The sequence below is a fragment of the Streptomyces silaceus genome, assembly GCF_001419745.1.
Taxonomy (GTDB): Bacteria; Actinomycetota; Actinomycetes; order Streptomycetales; family Streptomycetaceae; genus Streptomyces; species Streptomyces silaceus.
The window spans coordinates 1-15,077 of sequence record NZ_LIRJ01000095.1; the positions used below are offsets into that span (position 1 = coordinate 1).

The 15,077-nt window shown below is 70.8% G+C and carries 13 protein-coding genes and 2 tRNA genes; 11 read left to right on the forward strand and 4 right to left on the reverse strand.

Annotated features, from left to right (window positions below; all coding sequences use genetic code 11):
• From AOK22_RS11065 to AOK22_RS11075, 3 genes are all read left to right on the forward strand, one after another.
• On the forward strand, positions 1 to 1,026 hold a 1,026-nt coding region (locus AOK22_RS11065; protein WP_244164732.1), incomplete at its 5' end, for an AIM24 family protein.
• A gap of 11 nt (positions 1,027 to 1,037) precedes the next feature.
• The gene (locus tag AOK22_RS11070; protein ID WP_055698422.1) at positions 1,038 to 1,718 is read left to right on the forward strand and encodes an AIM24 family protein; all 681 of its coding nucleotides are present in this window, start codon (positions 1,038 to 1,040) and stop codon (positions 1,716 to 1,718) included.
• Positions 1,719 to 1,734: 16 nt separating this feature from the next.
• Positions 1,735 to 2,490 (forward strand): AIM24 family protein, encoded by a 756-nt coding sequence (locus AOK22_RS11075; protein WP_055698423.1) that lies wholly within the window; start codon positions 1,735 to 1,737, stop codon positions 2,488 to 2,490.
• Between the two features lie 109 nt (positions 2,491 to 2,599).
• Here AOK22_RS11075 and AOK22_RS11080 read toward each other — a convergent pair whose 3' ends face one another.
• Both AOK22_RS11080 and AOK22_RS11085 read right to left on the reverse strand, forming a co-directional pair.
• Complete coding sequence (locus tag AOK22_RS11080; RefSeq protein ID WP_055698424.1) at positions 2,600 to 3,124, reverse strand: NUDIX hydrolase; 525 nt, start codon at positions 3,122 to 3,124, stop codon at positions 2,600 to 2,602.
• On the reverse strand, positions 3,121 to 4,566 hold the full coding sequence (locus AOK22_RS11085; protein ID WP_055698425.1) for a zinc-dependent metalloprotease: 1,446 nt from the start codon (positions 4,564 to 4,566) through the stop codon (positions 3,121 to 3,123). The genes AOK22_RS11080 and AOK22_RS11085 overlap by 4 nt, the downstream gene beginning before the upstream one ends.
• A gap of 188 nt (positions 4,567 to 4,754) precedes the next feature.
• Between AOK22_RS11085 and AOK22_RS11090 the strand changes: the two genes are divergently transcribed.
• The 4 genes from AOK22_RS11090 to AOK22_RS11105 all read left to right on the forward strand — a co-directional run bounded on the left by AOK22_RS11090 (position 4,755) and on the right by AOK22_RS11105 (position 8,003).
• Positions 4,755 to 5,867 (forward strand): SDR family oxidoreductase, encoded by a 1,113-nt coding sequence (locus tag AOK22_RS11090; protein WP_055698426.1) that lies wholly within the window; start codon positions 4,755 to 4,757, stop codon positions 5,865 to 5,867.
• 129 nt (positions 5,868 to 5,996) lie between these two features.
• Positions 5,997 to 6,461, forward strand: coding sequence for a molybdenum cofactor biosynthesis protein MoaE (locus tag AOK22_RS11095; protein WP_055698427.1), 465 nt, complete (start codon positions 5,997 to 5,999; stop codon positions 6,459 to 6,461).
• A gap of 162 nt (positions 6,462 to 6,623) precedes the next feature.
• Positions 6,624 to 6,842: a hypothetical protein gene (locus tag AOK22_RS11100; protein WP_055698428.1), complete on the forward strand. Its 219-nt coding sequence runs from the start codon at positions 6,624 to 6,626 to the stop codon at positions 6,840 to 6,842.
• Positions 6,843 to 6,902: 60 nt separating this feature from the next.
• The gene (locus tag AOK22_RS11105; RefSeq protein WP_055698429.1) at positions 6,903 to 8,003 is read left to right on the forward strand and encodes a YlbL family protein; all 1,101 of its coding nucleotides are present in this window, start codon (positions 6,903 to 6,905) and stop codon (positions 8,001 to 8,003) included.
• A gap of 80 nt (positions 8,004 to 8,083) precedes the next feature.
• Here AOK22_RS11105 and AOK22_RS11110 read toward each other — a convergent pair whose 3' ends face one another.
• Entirely contained in the window at positions 8,084 to 8,623 is a 540-nt protein-coding gene (locus tag AOK22_RS11110; protein ID WP_055698430.1) for a PPA1309 family protein, read from the reverse strand.
• 148 nt (positions 8,624 to 8,771) lie between these two features.
• On the opposite strand from AOK22_RS11110, the gene AOK22_RS11115 reads away from it, so the two are divergent.
• The 4 genes from AOK22_RS11115 to AOK22_RS11130 all read left to right on the forward strand — a co-directional run bounded on the left by AOK22_RS11115 (position 8,772) and on the right by AOK22_RS11130 (position 14,067).
• A complete protein-coding gene (locus AOK22_RS11115; RefSeq protein ID WP_055698431.1) occupies positions 8,772 to 11,705 on the forward strand; it encodes a UPF0182 family membrane protein in 2,934 nt (977 codons plus the stop codon).
• Between the two features lie 51 nt (positions 11,706 to 11,756).
• Positions 11,757 to 11,830 (forward strand) — tRNA-Met (locus tag AOK22_RS11120).
• A gap of 226 nt (positions 11,831 to 12,056) precedes the next feature.
• Entirely contained in the window at positions 12,057 to 13,880 is a 1,824-nt protein-coding gene (locus AOK22_RS11125) for a tetratricopeptide repeat protein (protein WP_079036488.1), read from the forward strand.
• Between the two features lie 113 nt (positions 13,881 to 13,993).
• Positions 13,994 to 14,067: transfer RNA gene (locus tag AOK22_RS11130), tRNA-Met, on the forward strand.
• A gap of 78 nt (positions 14,068 to 14,145) precedes the next feature.
• Here the strand turns inward: AOK22_RS11130 and AOK22_RS11135 are convergent.
• Positions 14,146 to 15,077: ABC transporter substrate-binding protein (locus tag AOK22_RS11135; protein WP_055698433.1), on the reverse strand; the 932-nt coding region annotated here is incomplete at its 5' end.

A 15,077-nucleotide genomic window follows, 5' to 3' on the forward strand; every position in this document is an offset into this window, starting at 1 on the left:
ACCCCGCCCCCGGCACCCGCTCCCGCGGACCCGTCGGTGCACGCCGCGCAGACCGTCGTGGCCCCGCTGCACCAGCCGCCCGGCGGCACCGTGCCGCCCCCGCCGGCCCCCGCGCCCTACGGCCAGCAGCCGCCGCAGCAGCAGCCGCAGTTCGGCCAGGTCCCCGGCCAGCAGCAGGCTCCGGGCCAGGGCGCGCCCCTGCCGCCCGGTTACGCCCAGCAGCCGCAGGCCCCGATGCCTCCGGGGTACGGCCAGCAGCCCGCCGCGCCGATGCCGCCCGGTTACGGCCAGCAGCCTCCGGGCGGGCAGTTCCCCGGCCAGCCCCCGGCCCCGCAGGGTGCACCGCAGGGCGCCGCTCCCCAAGGTGCCGGTGTGGCCGCAGCCCTCCAGAAGTACCGCGAGGCCCCCACGGGACAGCGCTGGACGCAGCAGAACGAGAAGCTGGTCCGCGTCGACCTGGGCGTCGCCGACCAGCCGATCCTCGCCCGCCAGGGCAGCATGGTGCTCTACCAGGGCAAGGTCGAGTTCAGCTACAAGGGCGCGGGCTTCGCGGGCCGCATCGTGGGCAACGCCACCGGCCAGGAGATGCAGCTCATGCGCTGTTCCGGCCGTGGCCAGGTCTTCCTCGCCGAGGAGGGCACCCACCTGCACCCCATCGAGCTCCAGGGCGACGCGATCTGCGTCTCCGCGGAGAACGTCCTCGCCTTCGACGAGACGCTGCAGCACGAGGTCCGCAGGATCGAGGGCCACGGCATCCCCGGCGGCGCGCTGTTCGTGATGCAGTTCCAGGGCACCGGCACGATCATCGTGAAGACCCACGGCGTGCCCGTCGTGCTGCCGGTCACGCCGACGACGTTCGCCGACTGCCACGCCGTGGTCGCCTGGTCGGCCGCCGCCCAGGCGATCGTTTCCAGCCAGGTCCGGCTCCGCAGCAACGCGTACGCGGGCTCCACGGGGGAGAGCGTGAACCTCCAGTTCCGTGGCGCGCCCGGCAATTTCATCGTCGTCCAGCCGTACGAGGTCTGAGGGAGCCCGTCATGAATCAGCAGCTCGCGGGCTTTGCTCCCGCACCTGTCGCCGCCCGCATGGAGAACCACGGGCACCACATGGTCAAGGTGGCCATGCAGACCGGAAACGACCTCTTCGCGCGCGTGGGCTCGATGGTCGCCTACGAAGGGTTCGTGCAGTACGAGCCGAACCCGCCCGCCGTCCGTCAGGTCGCGCGCGAGTGGATGACCGGCGAGGGCGCACCCCTGATGAAGTGCTCCGGAGACGGCCTGCTCTACCTCGCCGACTACGGGGCGGACGTCGTCGTCATCAACCTCGCCGGCGACGCCCTCTCGGTGAACGGCACCAACCTGCTCGCCTTCGACGCGTCCCTCCAGTGGGGCGTCGAGCGGGTCAAGGGCATGGCCAAGTTCGCCGGACAGGGCCTGTGGAACATCAAGCTCTCCGGCCAGGGCTGGGTCGCGCTGACCTCCCGCGGCACCCCGATCGTCGTCGACTGCGGCCGCGGCGAGGACGAGACGTACGTCGACCCGGACGCCCTGATCGCCTGGTCCCCGAACCTCAAGGTGAAGGGCAAGCGCAGCTTCAAGGCCGGCTCCCTCATCGGGCGCGGCAGCGGCGAGGCCTACCAGATGGGCTTCTCCGGAGAGGGCATCGTCGTCGTACAGCCCAGCGAGGACAGCACCGACCGACTCCGAGCACGGGGCTGAGGGGGAGCGACACACCATGCAGAGCCCGCTTTTCGCGCACGCAGAGCAGCAGACCCAGGAGCGCTACTGCGTCCAGAACCCGCAGATGCTGCGGGTCGCCCTGGAGGGGCACGACGACGTCCTCGCCCGCAAGGGCGCCATGGTCGCCTACCAGGGGCTGATCGAGTTCGACGCCGAGTACCAGAGCCAGGGCAACCAGCGCGCCCGCGCGCACACCGGTGAGGGCCTGGACCTGATGCGCTGCCACGGCCAGGGCACGGTCTACTTCGCCAACCTCGCCCAGTACATCCACGTCGTGGACGTCGACCAGGACGGCCTGACGGTGGACAGCAGCTACGTCCTCGCCATGGACTCGTCGCTGACCCACCAGGTCATCGCCGTGGACAGCCAGTACGGCATCTCCGGCTCCGGCAAGTACCAGCTCAACATCACCGGGCGCGGCAAGGTCGCCCTGATGACGTCGGGCCAGCCGCTGATGATGCAGGTCACCCCGGACCGTTACGTGAACGCGGACGCCGACGCGATCGTCGCGTGGTCCAACGGCCTGCGGGTCCAGATGCAGGCCCAGACCCACTCCTCGGGCGTCTGGCGGCGCCGCGGCAACACCGGTGAGGGCTGGGAGCTCAGCTTCATGGGCCAGGGCTACGCCCTCGTCCAGCCCAGCGAGATGCTGCCGCCGCAGAACGCCACCATCGGGCAGGGCGCCAGGGCCCAGTTCGGGATGGGCCAGCAAGGGGCCCGGGGGCAGAACCAGGGCAACGTCTGGAGCTGAGCGCTCCGCTCGGAGAACAGGCAAACAGGTCGCGGGGAACCGCGGGCCGGCCGTGGCCGGTCGCGCAGTTCCCCGCGCCCCTCTTGGGGGCCGCTTCCTGAAGGCGCGGCTACAGGCGTGCCCTCGTCGCCTCCACGAGGCGTACGACCGACTCGTCCGCCACCCCCGCCACCTCGTCGTACGCGAACCAGCGCAGGTCCAGAGACTCGTCGCTGATCGCCTCGACCGCGTCGGCCGGGGCGAGCGCGGCGTACTGCACGTCGAGGTGCTGGGTGCAGGGCCCCGGGATCGGGTGCCGGTCCAGGCGGACGGGGCCGCCCGCGAGCAGCGTCAGGCCCGGCACACCGGACTCCTCGGTGGCCTCGCGCAGCGCGGCCGCGGCCAGCGACGCGTCGCCCGGCTCGCAGTGGCCGCCCATCTGGAGCCACATCCGCAGCTTCTTGTGCAGCGTCAGCAGTACGCGCCCGCGCGAGGGGTCGACCACCAGGGCGCTCGCCGTCACGTGCCCCGCGGTGCAGGGCTTCCACATGCCGGCCTCGCCGTGCTCCGACAGGTGGTCCAGATAGGCCTGGCGCAGCTCGGGCTGGCCCTCGTACCCCTTGAGGACGAGAACGGCGTCGTCGTACAGGCTCACTTGCCGCCGTCCTCGGTGCCCTTGTCGCCCTCGTCGTCGCTCTTGGTCTCGCCGCCCTTGGCCGCCTCGCCGAGCATCTTGTCGAGCTCGGAGAAGTCCAGCTGCTCGCGGTGGACGAAGCCGTCCGGGTCGTCCAGGTCGGACGCCGTCGGCAGCATGTCCGGGTGCTCCCACAGGCCGTCGCGGCCGTCGACACCGCGCGCGTCCGTGAGCGAGGCCCACAGGCGCGAGGCGTCGCGCAGCCGGCGCGGGCGCAGTTCGAGGCCGATCAGCGTGGCGAACGTCTGCTCCGCGGGGCCGCCCGTCGCGCGGCGGCGGCGCAGCGTCTCCCGCAGGGCGTCCGCCGACGACAGACGCGGCTTGGCGGCGGCGTGCACCACGGCGTCCACCCAGCCCTCGACGAGCGCCAGAGCGGTCTCCAGACGGGCCAGGGCGGCCTTCTGGGCCGGGGTGTCCTCCGGCTGGAACATGCCCTGCTGGAGGGCCTCCTGCAGCTGCTCCGGGTTCTGCGGGTCGAGCTGGCCGACGACGTCCTCCAGCTTGGAGGTGTCGACCTTGATCCCGCGCGCGTACCCCTCGACGGCGCCGAACAGGTGTGAGCGCAGCCACGGGACGTGGGCGAAGAGCCGCTGGTGGGCGGCCTCGCGCAGCGCCAGGTACAGCCGCACCTCGTCCTTGTCGACGCCCAGGTCCTTGCCGAAGGCCTCGATGTTCACCGGGAGCAGCGCGGCCTTGCCGGACGGGCCGAGCGGCAGGCCGATGTCGGTGGAGCCGACGACCTCGCCCGCGAGCACGCCCACGGCCTGGCCGATCTGCTGGCCGAACATGGCGCCGCCCATGGAGCGCATCATGCCGATCAGCGGGCCCGCCATGGCCTGCATCTCCTCGGGCAGCACATCGCCCATGGCCAGGCCCACGCGCTCGGCGACCGGGTCGACGAGCTCCTTCCACACCGGCAGGGTCGCCTCGACCCACTCGGCGCGGCTCCAGGCCACGGCGGTGCCGGACCCGGAGGGCAGCGACGTCGCGTCGTCCAGCCACAGGTCGGCCAGGCGCACGGCCTCCTCGACGGCGGAGCGCTCGGCGGGGCCGATGCTGGCGTCCTTGACGCCGTCCGACGTGCCCTGCGAGACGGTCTGGCGGGCGATGTCCTTGGCCATGTCCCAGTTCACCGGGCCGCCCTCGTAGGAGAGCATCTGGCCGAGCTGCTGGAAGGCTGCCCCCAGGTCGTTCGGGTTCATCGAACCGAACATCGCGGCGAACGGATTGTCACCGCCGCCGGGGCCGCCGGCTCCGGGGAACCCGAAACCGAACGGGTTCGCGGGGCCGCCGGCGCCCTGTCCCCCGCCCTGGGCCCCTCCAGGGGATTCCTTCTTCTTGCCCTCGTCGCCGTCTTCCGGCTCCTCCGGCGGAAGGCCGAATCCGAATGGGGTGTCACTCACGGGATTCCTCGGCTCGTCAGGCCGCCGGTATCGTTCCGGCGGCGGCGCTACAACACCACCCAGCGTAGACACCGTGACGGGATCGGGCCTCGGTGCTTCGCCGACTCATGGCCTGCGGCAGGATGGATGCCACCTGGTACGTACGCGTCATGCGCTTACGTACTGAAGACAACCGCTGGAGACGCCCGGTGAGTTCCCCAGATCCACAGGTTCGCGCAGCGCGAAACCCCTCAACCCCGGCGCCCGTCCGTGGGCCCGTCGTCGCCGTCACCGGCGCCGCCACTGGCGTGGGCGCGCTGCTGACCGAGCGCCTCGCCGCGTCGGAGGCGATCAAGCAGGTCATCGCCATCGACGAGCGCCGCGGCGAGTGCTCGCAGGCCCAGTGGCACATCCTGGACGTGCGGGACCCGGCCATCGCCGAGAAGCTGCGCGGCGCGGACGTCGTGGTGCACCTGGCGCTCGATCTCGACCTGGAGACCGACGGCGCCGCCCGCACCGCCTACAACGTGCGCGGCACCCAGACCGTCCTGACCGCTGCCGCCGCCGCGGGCGTGCACCGTGTCGTGCTGTGCACCTCGGCGATGGTCTACGGAGCGCTGTCCGACAACGAACTGCCCCTCTCCGAAGACGCCGAACTGCGCGCGACCGCCGAGGCCACCGGCGTCGGCGACCTCCTGGAGGTCGAGCGGCTCGCCCGCCGGGCGCCCCGCGCGCACCCCGGCCTCAACGTCACCGTGGTGCGCCCCGCGACCCTGGTGGGCGGCACGGACACGGCCCTGACCCGCTACTTCGAGTCGCCGCGCCTCCTGGTCGTGGCCGGCTCGCGGCCCGCCTGGCAGTTCTGCCACGTCGAGGACCTGTGCAGCGCCCTGGAGTACGCCGTCCTGGAGAAGGTCGACGGCGAGCTGGCCGTCGGCTGCGACGGCTGGCTGGAGCAGGAGGAGGTCGAGGAGCTCAGCGGGATCCGGCGCATGGAGCTGCCCTCCGCGGTGGCGCTCGGCGCCGCCGCCCGGCTGCACCGCATCGGTCTCACTCCGTCCCCGGCCGGTGACCTCGCGTACACGATGTACCCCTGGGTGGTCAGCGTCAGCAGGCTGCACGACGCCGGCTGGCGGCCGCAGTGGACCAACGAGGAAGTGCTCGCGGAGCTCCTGGAGGAGGTGTCCGGGCGGCGGACCGTGGCCGGACGCCGGCTCGGCCGCAAGGACGCGACGGCCGCGGGTGCCGCCGGTGCGACGGTCGCGCTGCTGGGCGCGGCGGCCGTGGTGCGCAGGGCGCGCAAGGCGCGGCGGCGGATCTGAGGTTTCCGGGAAGCGCGGATCGGAGGCTCCCGGAAGGCACCGCCCTGTAGGGAACTCCAAGGCGCCACGCGCGCGTGCCGGGCGAAAGGTCTATTCCGTGATGTCCGTGCCGTGCGGCACCATGGCCGCATGGCACGCACCACGATGGACCACCCCGGCGAGCAGGCCGCCCAGGACCCGATCCGCCTCCTCGCGATCCGCGACACCCCGCTCTCCCTGGACGAGGTCTTCCGGGCCGTCGGCGACGACGCGGCGGGCGGCACGGCGCTCTTCGTGGGGACCGTGCGCAACCACGACGGCGGCGCGGACGTCGACGAGCTCGGGTACTCGACGCACCCCACCGCCGAGGCCGAGATGCGCCGGGTGGCCGAGAAGGTCGTCGCCGCGTACCCGGTGCGCGCCCTGGCGGCCGTGCACCGCGTCGGTGACCTCGCCGTCGGCGACCTCGCGGTGGTCGTGGCGGTCTCCTGTCCGCACCGCGCCGAGGCCTTCGACGCCTGCCGCAAGCTGATCGACGACCTCAAGCACGAGGTGCCGATCTGGAAGCACCAGCGTTTCTCCGACGGCAAGGAGGAGTGGGTGGGTGCCTGTTGAGCACCTCCGTTGTGCCGGACGGGACAAGGCGAGACCTCTGAGCGCCGATTGACCCGTGTGGCTCCGGTTGCGTAACCCGACCCCTGCGGTGAGCGTTGACCAAGCAGATGGTTAATCTGCTGATCAGTCAGTTGCGATGGCTCATGGGGTCGGGAGGTCGACATGGCATCACTTGCCTGGTTGCTGGTTCCGGTTCTCACAGCCGTCGGTGCGGGACTGTGGGGCAGCTGGGCCGCGCGCAACCGCAAGTCCGGCAAGACCGGTGACGTCACGGAGCTCAACGGCTACGCGGCCTTCCGCGAGGCGATGGAGAAGTCGCACTCCGCGGCGGTGGATCGGCCCCAGCCGGTGGCACTGGAGAAGTCCCCCTCCGGTACGTGAGTTCCCCGGACGGACCGGCCCCACAGGTGGGCCCACAGGTCTGTCCCGTACTGTCGTTCCATGCCACGCCGCACCGGGACGATGCTCGCCTCCACCTTGATGCTGATCGCGCTGCTCTGTGCCGGAGTACTCATCAAAGTGCCCTACTCGGAGATGTCTCCCGGCCCCACGGTGAACACCCTCGGCGACCACGACGGTGAGCCCGTGCTGCAGATCTCCGGGCACAAGACGTATCCCACGACCGGCAACCTCAACATGACGACGGTCAGGGTCACCAGCGCCGACTACAACATGAACCTCGCGGAGGCCGTCTACGGCTGGCTGGCCCACGACAACATCGTGGTGCCGCACGACACGCTCTACCCGGACGGCAAGACCGAGCAGCAGTCCTCCCAGGAGAACGCCGAGGAGTTCAGCCAGTCCCAGGAGAGCGCCAAGGTCGCCGCGCTCAGGCAGCTGGACCTCCCCGTGAAGTCGCAGGTCATCGTCTCCACCGTCGTCAAGGGCGACCCCGCGGAGGGCAAGCTGCACGCGGGCGACGTCATCAAGGCCGTCGACGGCACCCGGGTCAAGGAGATGACGGACGTCGCCGAGCTGGTGACCAAGCGCGAGCCCGGGGAGCCCGTCACGTTCACGATCGTCCCGGTCAAGGAGGCCGCCGCCGCCGAGAAGGCGGGCAAGGAGCCGACCGCGACCGAGGACGTCAAGATGACGACGAAGGCGGCCAAGGACGAGAAGACCGGGAAGGAGCGCGCGATCGTCGGGATCCAGGCGGGCACCGACCACACCTTCCCGTTCACGATCGACATCAAGCTCGCCGACGTGGGCGGGCCCAGCGCCGGTCTCATGTTCGCGCTCGGCATCGTCGACAAGCTGACGCCGCAGGACCTCACCGGCGGCACGTTCGTGGCCGGCACCGGCACCATCACCGACGAGGGCAAGGTCGGCCCGATCGGCGGCATCGAGATGAAGACCGTCGGCGCGCGCGCCAAGGGCGCGGAGTACTTCCTCACGCCGAAGGACAACTGCGCGTCCGCCGCGAGCGACGTCCCGAGCGGGCTCACGCTCGTCAAGGTCAACACCATCGGCGACGCCGTGAAGTCCCTGGAGAAGATCCGCAAGGGCGACACCGACGACCTGCCGAAGTGCACCACGGGCTGACGGAGCACCACGCGGACGGGCGTACGCGGGCGGGGTGGACCCCACCCGCGTACGGAATCGAAAGGCGTACCGCCGTGCCGCTACGCGAACGTCGCCGCGAGCGCCTCGGCGAGCCCGGGCACCAGATCAGAGCCCGTGAGGACCTCGGTCGGCGAGTCCTTCTCGCGCAGCCGCAGCGCCGACTCGCGGGCGCCGTCACGGAGCACCGCGACCGTCATGCGGACCTCCTGGCGGTCCGGGTGCTTGGCCACCCACTTCGCGAGCTGCGCGTCGCTGAGGCCTTCGGGGACGGACGTCTCGGCGGACGGCGGCAGCATCAGGCGCTCCACCGTGAGGGCGCAGCCGGCCACCGCGTCCGGCCAGGCGATGGTGCCGAGGAACTCGTCCAGCGGCTTGCCGGCGGGGATCTCCTCCTGCTCGATGGGGGTGAAGCCGGTGTGTTCCACACCGTCGTCGAGGCCGAGCTGGGAGGCGAGGCCGGGTTCCTGGGTACGCAGTCGCGCCGTGTCGACGAGCGCGAAGAGGCGGGCGGGCCGGTCCCAGCCGAGGCCGGAGACGTACTCGTCGATCTCGAGCACGGCCCGGGTGAGGGGGCTCGCTGCCATGGGAGTGTTGGACATGGTCACAATCCTGCCTCGTTCGTCCCGAGAAACGGGAACCGAGTAAAGCGTAGGTAAGTTGCATAGGTGTGGGTCCGCGATCTCGGGGGCCTGACGGACCAACAGAGAATCAACAGCGAACTTCGAGGTGCGCACCTTGGCTTTCCAGATGCCGGACCGCGGCGGAGGCCCGACGGGGCCACGGATCAGAGTGGGCCGACCCTCCCGGCGCGTCCGGACCCTGCTCATGACACTGGGGGTGCTGGCCGTCCTGGCCATGGCCTTCGTCATGTTCTCGGGGTTCTGGACGGACTGGCTGTGGTACCGCTCGGTCAATTACTCCTCCGTCTTCACGACGACCCTGTGGACCAAGATCGGTCTGTTCTTCGTCTTCGGCCTCCTCATGGCGGCCGCGGTCGGGGTGAACATCTGGCTGGCGCACCGGCTGCGCCCGCCGCTGAGTGCCATGTCGATGGAGCAGCAGAGCCTCGACCGGTACCGCATGGGCATCGCTCCCTACAAGAAGTGGCTGCTCATCGGGATCACGGCCCTGGTGGGCCTGATCGCGGGCGCGTCCGCCGCGGGGCAGTGGCGCACCTGGCTGATGTGGGTCAACGGCGTGCCCTTCGGCCAGAAGGACCCCCAGTTCCACCTGGACGTGTCCTTCTTCGCGTTCGACCTGCCCTGGTACCGCTTCCTGCTCGGCTTCGGCTTCGCGGCCACGGTGCTCTCCCTGGTCGCCGCCGCGCTGACGCACTACCTGTACGGCGGGCTGCGGATCACCAGCCCCGGCGCGCGGGCGACCGCGGCGGCCACCGGCCACCTCTCGGTGCTGCTCGGTGTCTTCGTGTCGCTCAAGGCCATCGCGTACTGGCTCGACCGGTACGGCCTCGCGGTGAAGTCCAGTGACTTCAAGGCGACGGGCAACTGGACGGGACTGCGGTACGTCGACGCGAACGCGTACCTGCCGGCGAAGACGATCCTGTTCTGCATCGCCGTCATCTGTGCCGTGCTCTTCTTCGCGACGCTGTGGCGGCGCACCTGGCAGCTGCCGGTCATCGGCTTCGGTCTGATGGTGCTCTCGGCGATCCTCATCGGCGGGCTCTACCCCGCGATCGTCCAGAAGTTCCAGGTCCAGCCGAACGAGCAGGCCAAGGAAGCGCCCTACATCGAGAAGAACATCGCGGCCACCCGTGACGCCTACGGCATCAGCGGGGTGAAGGCGGAGGACTACAAGGGCGCCGGCAAGGTCGACGAGAACTCCAAGCAGAAGCGAGAGAACGCGGACACGGCGGCCAACTACCGGCTGAACGACCCGAACATCGTCTCGCCGACGTTCCAGCAGCTGGAGCAGGAGCGCAGCTACTACCAGTTCCCGAAGACGCTGGACGTGGACCGCTACAACGGCCAGGACACCATCGTCGGCCTGCGCGAGATCGACGTGAACAAGCTCGACAAGCGCAACTGGATCAACGACCACTTCGCCTATACGCACGGCTACGGCATGGTCGCCGCCAAGGGCACGGAGACGAAGAAGGGCTCCAAGGGCGCCCCGGCGTTCACCGAGTCCGGCCTGCCGACCAGCGGCAACCTCGGTGAGTACGAGCAGCGGATCTACTACGGCGAGAAGACCACCCAGTACTCGATCGTGGGCGGGCCCCAGAAGGAGCTCGACTACGAAGAGGACGGCGGCGGTCAGAAGACCTACAGCTACAAGGGCGACAGCGGGGTCAACCTCTCCAACCCGATCAACCGCGCGGCGTACGCGGTCTCCTTCGGGGAGCCGCAGATCCTGTACTCGGGCGCGATCGGCGACGGCTCGCGGATCCTCTACAACCGCACGCCCAAGGAGCGCGTCGAGGCGGTGGCGCCCTGGCTGACCATCGACGGCGACGTCTACCCGACGGTGGTCGACGGCCGCATCCAGTGGATCGTGGACGCCTACACCACCAGCAACGGCTATCCGTACGCCTCGCGGACCACGCTCGGCGACTCCACGGCGGACTCGCTGTCGCAGGCCGACAGCCAGCGCACGGTGATCGCGCAGCAGAACCAGGTCAACTACATCCGCAACTCGGTGAAGGCGACCGTCGACGCGTACACCGGTGAGGTCAAGCTCTACACCTGGGACGACAAGGACCCGGTCCTGAAGACCTGGAAGAAGGCGTTCCCGGGCACGGTCAAGGACAAGAGCGAGATCCCGCCGCGGCTGATGGACCACCTGCGCTACCCGCAGGACATGTTCAAGGTCCAGCGCGAGCTGCTGACGAAGTACCACGTCACGGACGCCGGCCAGTTCTACAACGCGAGTGACGCCTGGCAGGTCCCCAATGACCCGACGAAGAAGGACGACAGTGCGGTCCCGCCGTACTACCTGTCCATGAAGGCGCCGGGCCAGTCGCAGCAGCAGTTCTCCCTGACGACGACGTTCACCCCCAGTGAGCGGCCCAATCTGAGGGCCTTCATGTCGGTCGACGCCGATGCCAGAAGCGAGAACTACGGCAAGATGCAGCTGCTGAGAGTCAGGGGCGACGTCGACGGACCGGAGCAGGTGCAGAACAAGCTGAACTCCATGACGGAGGTCGGCAACTTCGTCCGCGACATGAAGGGTGCCGACTCCGACATCCTCTACGGCAATCTGCTGACGGTGCCGCTGGACGACGGCTTCCTTTACGTCGAGCCCGTCTACGTACAGGGACGCAAGTCGGCGTATCCGCTGCTGAAGAAGGTCGCTGTGTCGTACGGCACGGAGACCGCCTTCGCGGACTCGCTCAGCGACGGCCTCAACCAGGTCTTCGGGGCCGAGGGCAGTACCAAGCCGCCGGGCGAGGACCAGGGAGGCGACGAGCCGACCAAGCCGCCGAAGACGAACGACCCGACGGTCAAGGCCGCGCTCGACGACGCCCAGAAGGCGTTCGACGACGGCGAGAAGGCCATGAAGGACGGCGACTGGAAGTCCTACGGCGAGGCGCAGGAGCGCCTCCAGAAGGCGCTGGAGCGGGCCGAGGAGGCCTCGAACAAGGCCGCCGAGAAGAGCACCGACAAGAACGCCGACAAGAACGCCGACAAGGGCGGTGACCAGGACAAGGACCAGGGCAGCTGACCGAGTGGTCAAGGCTCCCTCCCGCGCCGTGGTACGGTTTCGTCACAACGGCGCGGGGTGGAGCAGCTCGGTAGCTCGCTGGGCTCATAACCCAGAGGTCGCAGGTTCAAATCCTGTCCCCGCTACTGCAAGGTGAAGGCCCGGATCCTTACGGATCCGGGCCTTCGTCGTGCGTGACGGGTCCCGTCGTGTGCGGGTGTCCTATGCCAACCCAGGTGAACGGCGCGCGCACGGAAGAGAGTTGGGGGATCTGTGTTTCACTTATCTCTCTGTGGGCATGTCGACAAAACGCTGAAGTGACCTCACTGGCTGCGGTATACCAGATGTACCCAGGTTGCAGGTGGTGCGACGATGGACGTTATGGGGGACAAGGCAACTCTGTTGGAGACAGGGCGGTTTGTGCAGCCGGCCGACCGGGAGGATCCCGGGGCGGCCGCCGAGGAGATGCGCCACCGGCTGGCCGCCGAAGCCGGCGACGTGGCGTCGATGAGTGTTCTGGGAAGCCTTCTGCTGCGCCGCGGTGACCTCGACGGGGCCGAGTCCCTGCTGCGCGTGGCGACCGCCGAGGGCGACCGTGCCGCGGCCAACAACCTGGGCGTCCTCCTCCACCAGCGCGGGTACGTCGACGAGGCCGCGGGGTGGTGGCGCGTCGCCGCCGTCGCCGGTTCCGCCGCGGCCGCGCACGCCCTGGGCCGCCACCACAGGGAGCGCGGCGACGAGCCCGCCGCCGAGTACTGGCTGCGGCAGTCCGCCGAACAGGACCACACGCTGGGGGCGTACGCGCTCGCCGATCTCCTTGAGCACCGCGGTGACGTCGGGGCCGAGCGCTGGATGCGGATCGCCGCCGAGCGCGGCCACCGCGAGGCCGCGTACCGGCTCGCCCGTGCGCTGGACCGACGCGCCACCGCCGAGCGCGGCGAGCGCCCGGCACCACCCGTCGACGCCGAGGAGGAGGGGGCGCGTTCCCCCGCCGACGAGGCCGAGCAGTGGTACCGCCAGGCGGCCGCGCGCGGTCACCGGCGTGCCGCGCTGCACCTCGGCGCGATCCTGGAGCGGCGCGGCGAGCTGAAGGAGGCCGGCCGCTGGTACCTCAACTCCGCCAAGGACGGCGAGCCCCGCGCGGCCTGCGCGCTGGGGTTCCTGCTGCGGGACGCGGGCGACGAGGAGAGCGCCGCCGTGTGGTGGCTCAAGGCCGCCCAGGACGGCGACGGCAACGCCGCGAACGCGCTGGGCGCGCTGCACGCCGAGCGCGGCGAGACCCAGACCGCCGAGCGCTGGTACCGCGCCGCCATGGACGCGGGCGACGTGAACGGCGCGTACAACCTCGGGCTGCTCTGCGCCGAGCAGGGCCGCACCGCGCAGGCCGACCAGTGGTACCGCCGGGCCGCGTACGCCGGACACCGCGAGGCCGCCAACGCGCTCGCCGTGCTGCTGCTCCAGGGCGGCGACGCGGCGGGCGCCGAGCCGTGGTTCTCCAAGGCCGCCGAGGCCGGCAGCGTCGACGCCGCGTTCAACCTCGGGATCCTGTACGCGAGCCGGGGCGACGAGGCCGCCGCCCTGCGGTGGTACGAGCGCGCGGCCGCCGCCGGGCACACCGACGCGGCGCTCCAGGTCGGCACCGCGCGGCTGCGCGAGGGCGACGAGCAGGACGCCGAGCGGCATCTGCGGTGCGCGGCGGGCGGAGGCAGCGCCGAGGCGGCGTACCGCCTCGGGACGGTGCTCGACGCGCGGCGCCCCCCGGCGGGGCCGCCGGTGCTCGGCGAGCCCGCCGCGGAGAAGACCGAGTGCGAGGAGTGGTACGAGCGGGCCGCCCAGCAGGGCCACCGGCGCGCCCAGGTCAGGGTCGGCATGCTGGCCGCGGGTCGGGGTGACGTGGTCGAGGCCGCGCGGTGGTATCGCCTGGCGGCGGAGGCCGGGAGCCGGAACGGCGCGTTCAATCTCGGTCTGCTGCTGGCGCGGGAGGGCAGCGAGCCGGAGGCCGCGCTGTGGTGGACACGGGCCGCCGACGCGGGGCACGGGCGGGCGGCGCTGCGCCTCGCGCTGCTCTACGCGCGGCACGGCCAGCTGGCGCAGGGACAGCGGTGGGCCGCGCGGGCGGTCGAGCTGGGGCCCGCGGAGGTCGCCGAGCGGGCCGGGCGGCTGCGCGAGGCGCTCCAGCAGGAGCTCTCCGCCTAGGGCACGACGGTGGTGCGCGGCCGGGACAGCCGGGCCGCGCCACCGGTGCCCGTGGGGGTGGGGAGAAGCGATTTGCGCTGGTCGAGAGCCTGACGTAAGGTTGTGTTCACCGACGCGGGGTGGAGCAGCTCGGTAGCTCGCTGGGCTCATAACCCAGAGGTCGCAGGTTCAAATCCTGTCCCCGCTACTGAAGGCCGAGGGCCGGGAAGCATCAGCTTCCCGGCCCTCGGTGTTGTTCGGGGACGCCTGCCGGACCCGGCGCGCGTCACGGCTTGTGGCCCACCGCCTCCTCGTACAGCGTGCGGTCCACGGCCTTGTTCTCCGGGACCTTGTCGCCCTTCGAGACGCCCGCCGCGCGGTACGCGTCCTGGAGCCGGTCCGTCGTGCCCGCGCGGATCTCCCAGTCCATCCGCAGCGACGGCGTGGACAGCAGGACCTTCTCGTCCGTCTTGAGCAGCTTGGCGAGCTCCGTCGCGAAGGCCTTGTCGGCCTTGTAGTCGCCGGCGAAGTACGTGTTCACCGTCCTGATGTACGCGCGCAGCAGCGCGACCCCCGCGTCCGGGTCCTTGCGCAGGAGGTTCGGGCCGAAAAGGAGGCCGCCGAGCGGTTCCGCCTGCGGCTGGCCGCCGAGGAACGCGTACCGCTTGTCGCCGTCGACCTTGCGCCAGACCGGGTCGAGCAGCCAGGCCGAGTCGGTGCCGCCGTTCTGCAGGGCGGTGAGCACGTCGGCCGAGCCCAGCTGCTGGAACCGGATTTCGTCGAGGCCGCCGCCGTGCTTCTTCAGGGCCTTGTTCATGGGGTACGCGATGACGGACCCCTTGCCGATCATCGTGCCGAGCTTGCGGCCGGCCATCGGCACGTGGGAGGCCGTCTCGTCCTTCTTCAGCTTCACCCACAGGCCGCTCTTGGACCTGGGGTCGGGGGAGAAGTTGCCGGCCGTCCACTTGATGTCGAAGCCGCTGGTGATGCCGTTCATCACGGCGGCCTCCGGCGCCGCCCACTGGGCGTCGATGTCGCCCTTGGCGAGGAGGGGGAGCGCGTCGGGCGTGGGCAGCACCTTCAGCCGGACGTCCAGGCCCTCCTTCTTGAACTCGCCCTTCGCCACGGCCATCTGGAGCGGCGCGACGTACTCGGCGGACAGGGTGCCCGTCGCGATCGTCAGGCTCCGCTCCTCGGGCAGGGGCTTGGGGGCGGGGG

What these genes read in the sequence shown, in the direction of transcription:
- AOK22_RS11100 (WP_055698428.1), top strand. Translation starts at nt 6,624, where the DNA reads ATGGCATCACTTGCCTGGTTGCTGGTTCCGGTTCTCACAGCCGTCGGT.
- AOK22_RS11070 (WP_055698422.1), top strand. Translation starts at nt 1,038, where the DNA reads ATGAATCAGCAGCTCGCGGGCTTTGCTCCCGCACCTGTCGCCGCCCGC.
- AOK22_RS11115 (WP_055698431.1), top strand. Translation starts at nt 8,772, where the DNA reads ATGCCGGACCGCGGCGGAGGCCCGACGGGGCCACGGATCAGAGTGGGC.
- AOK22_RS11110 (WP_055698430.1), bottom strand. Translation starts at nt 8,623, where the DNA reads ATGTCCAACACTCCCATGGCAGCGAGCCCCCTCACCCGGGCCGTGCTC.
- AOK22_RS11105 (WP_055698429.1), top strand. Translation starts at nt 6,903, where the DNA reads ATGCCACGCCGCACCGGGACGATGCTCGCCTCCACCTTGATGCTGATC.
- AOK22_RS11125 (WP_079036488.1), top strand. Translation starts at nt 12,057, where the DNA reads ATGGACGTTATGGGGGACAAGGCAACTCTGTTGGAGACAGGGCGGTTT.
- AOK22_RS11075 (WP_055698423.1), top strand. Translation starts at nt 1,735, where the DNA reads ATGCAGAGCCCGCTTTTCGCGCACGCAGAGCAGCAGACCCAGGAGCGC.
- AOK22_RS11095 (WP_055698427.1), top strand. Translation starts at nt 5,997, where the DNA reads ATGGCACGCACCACGATGGACCACCCCGGCGAGCAGGCCGCCCAGGAC.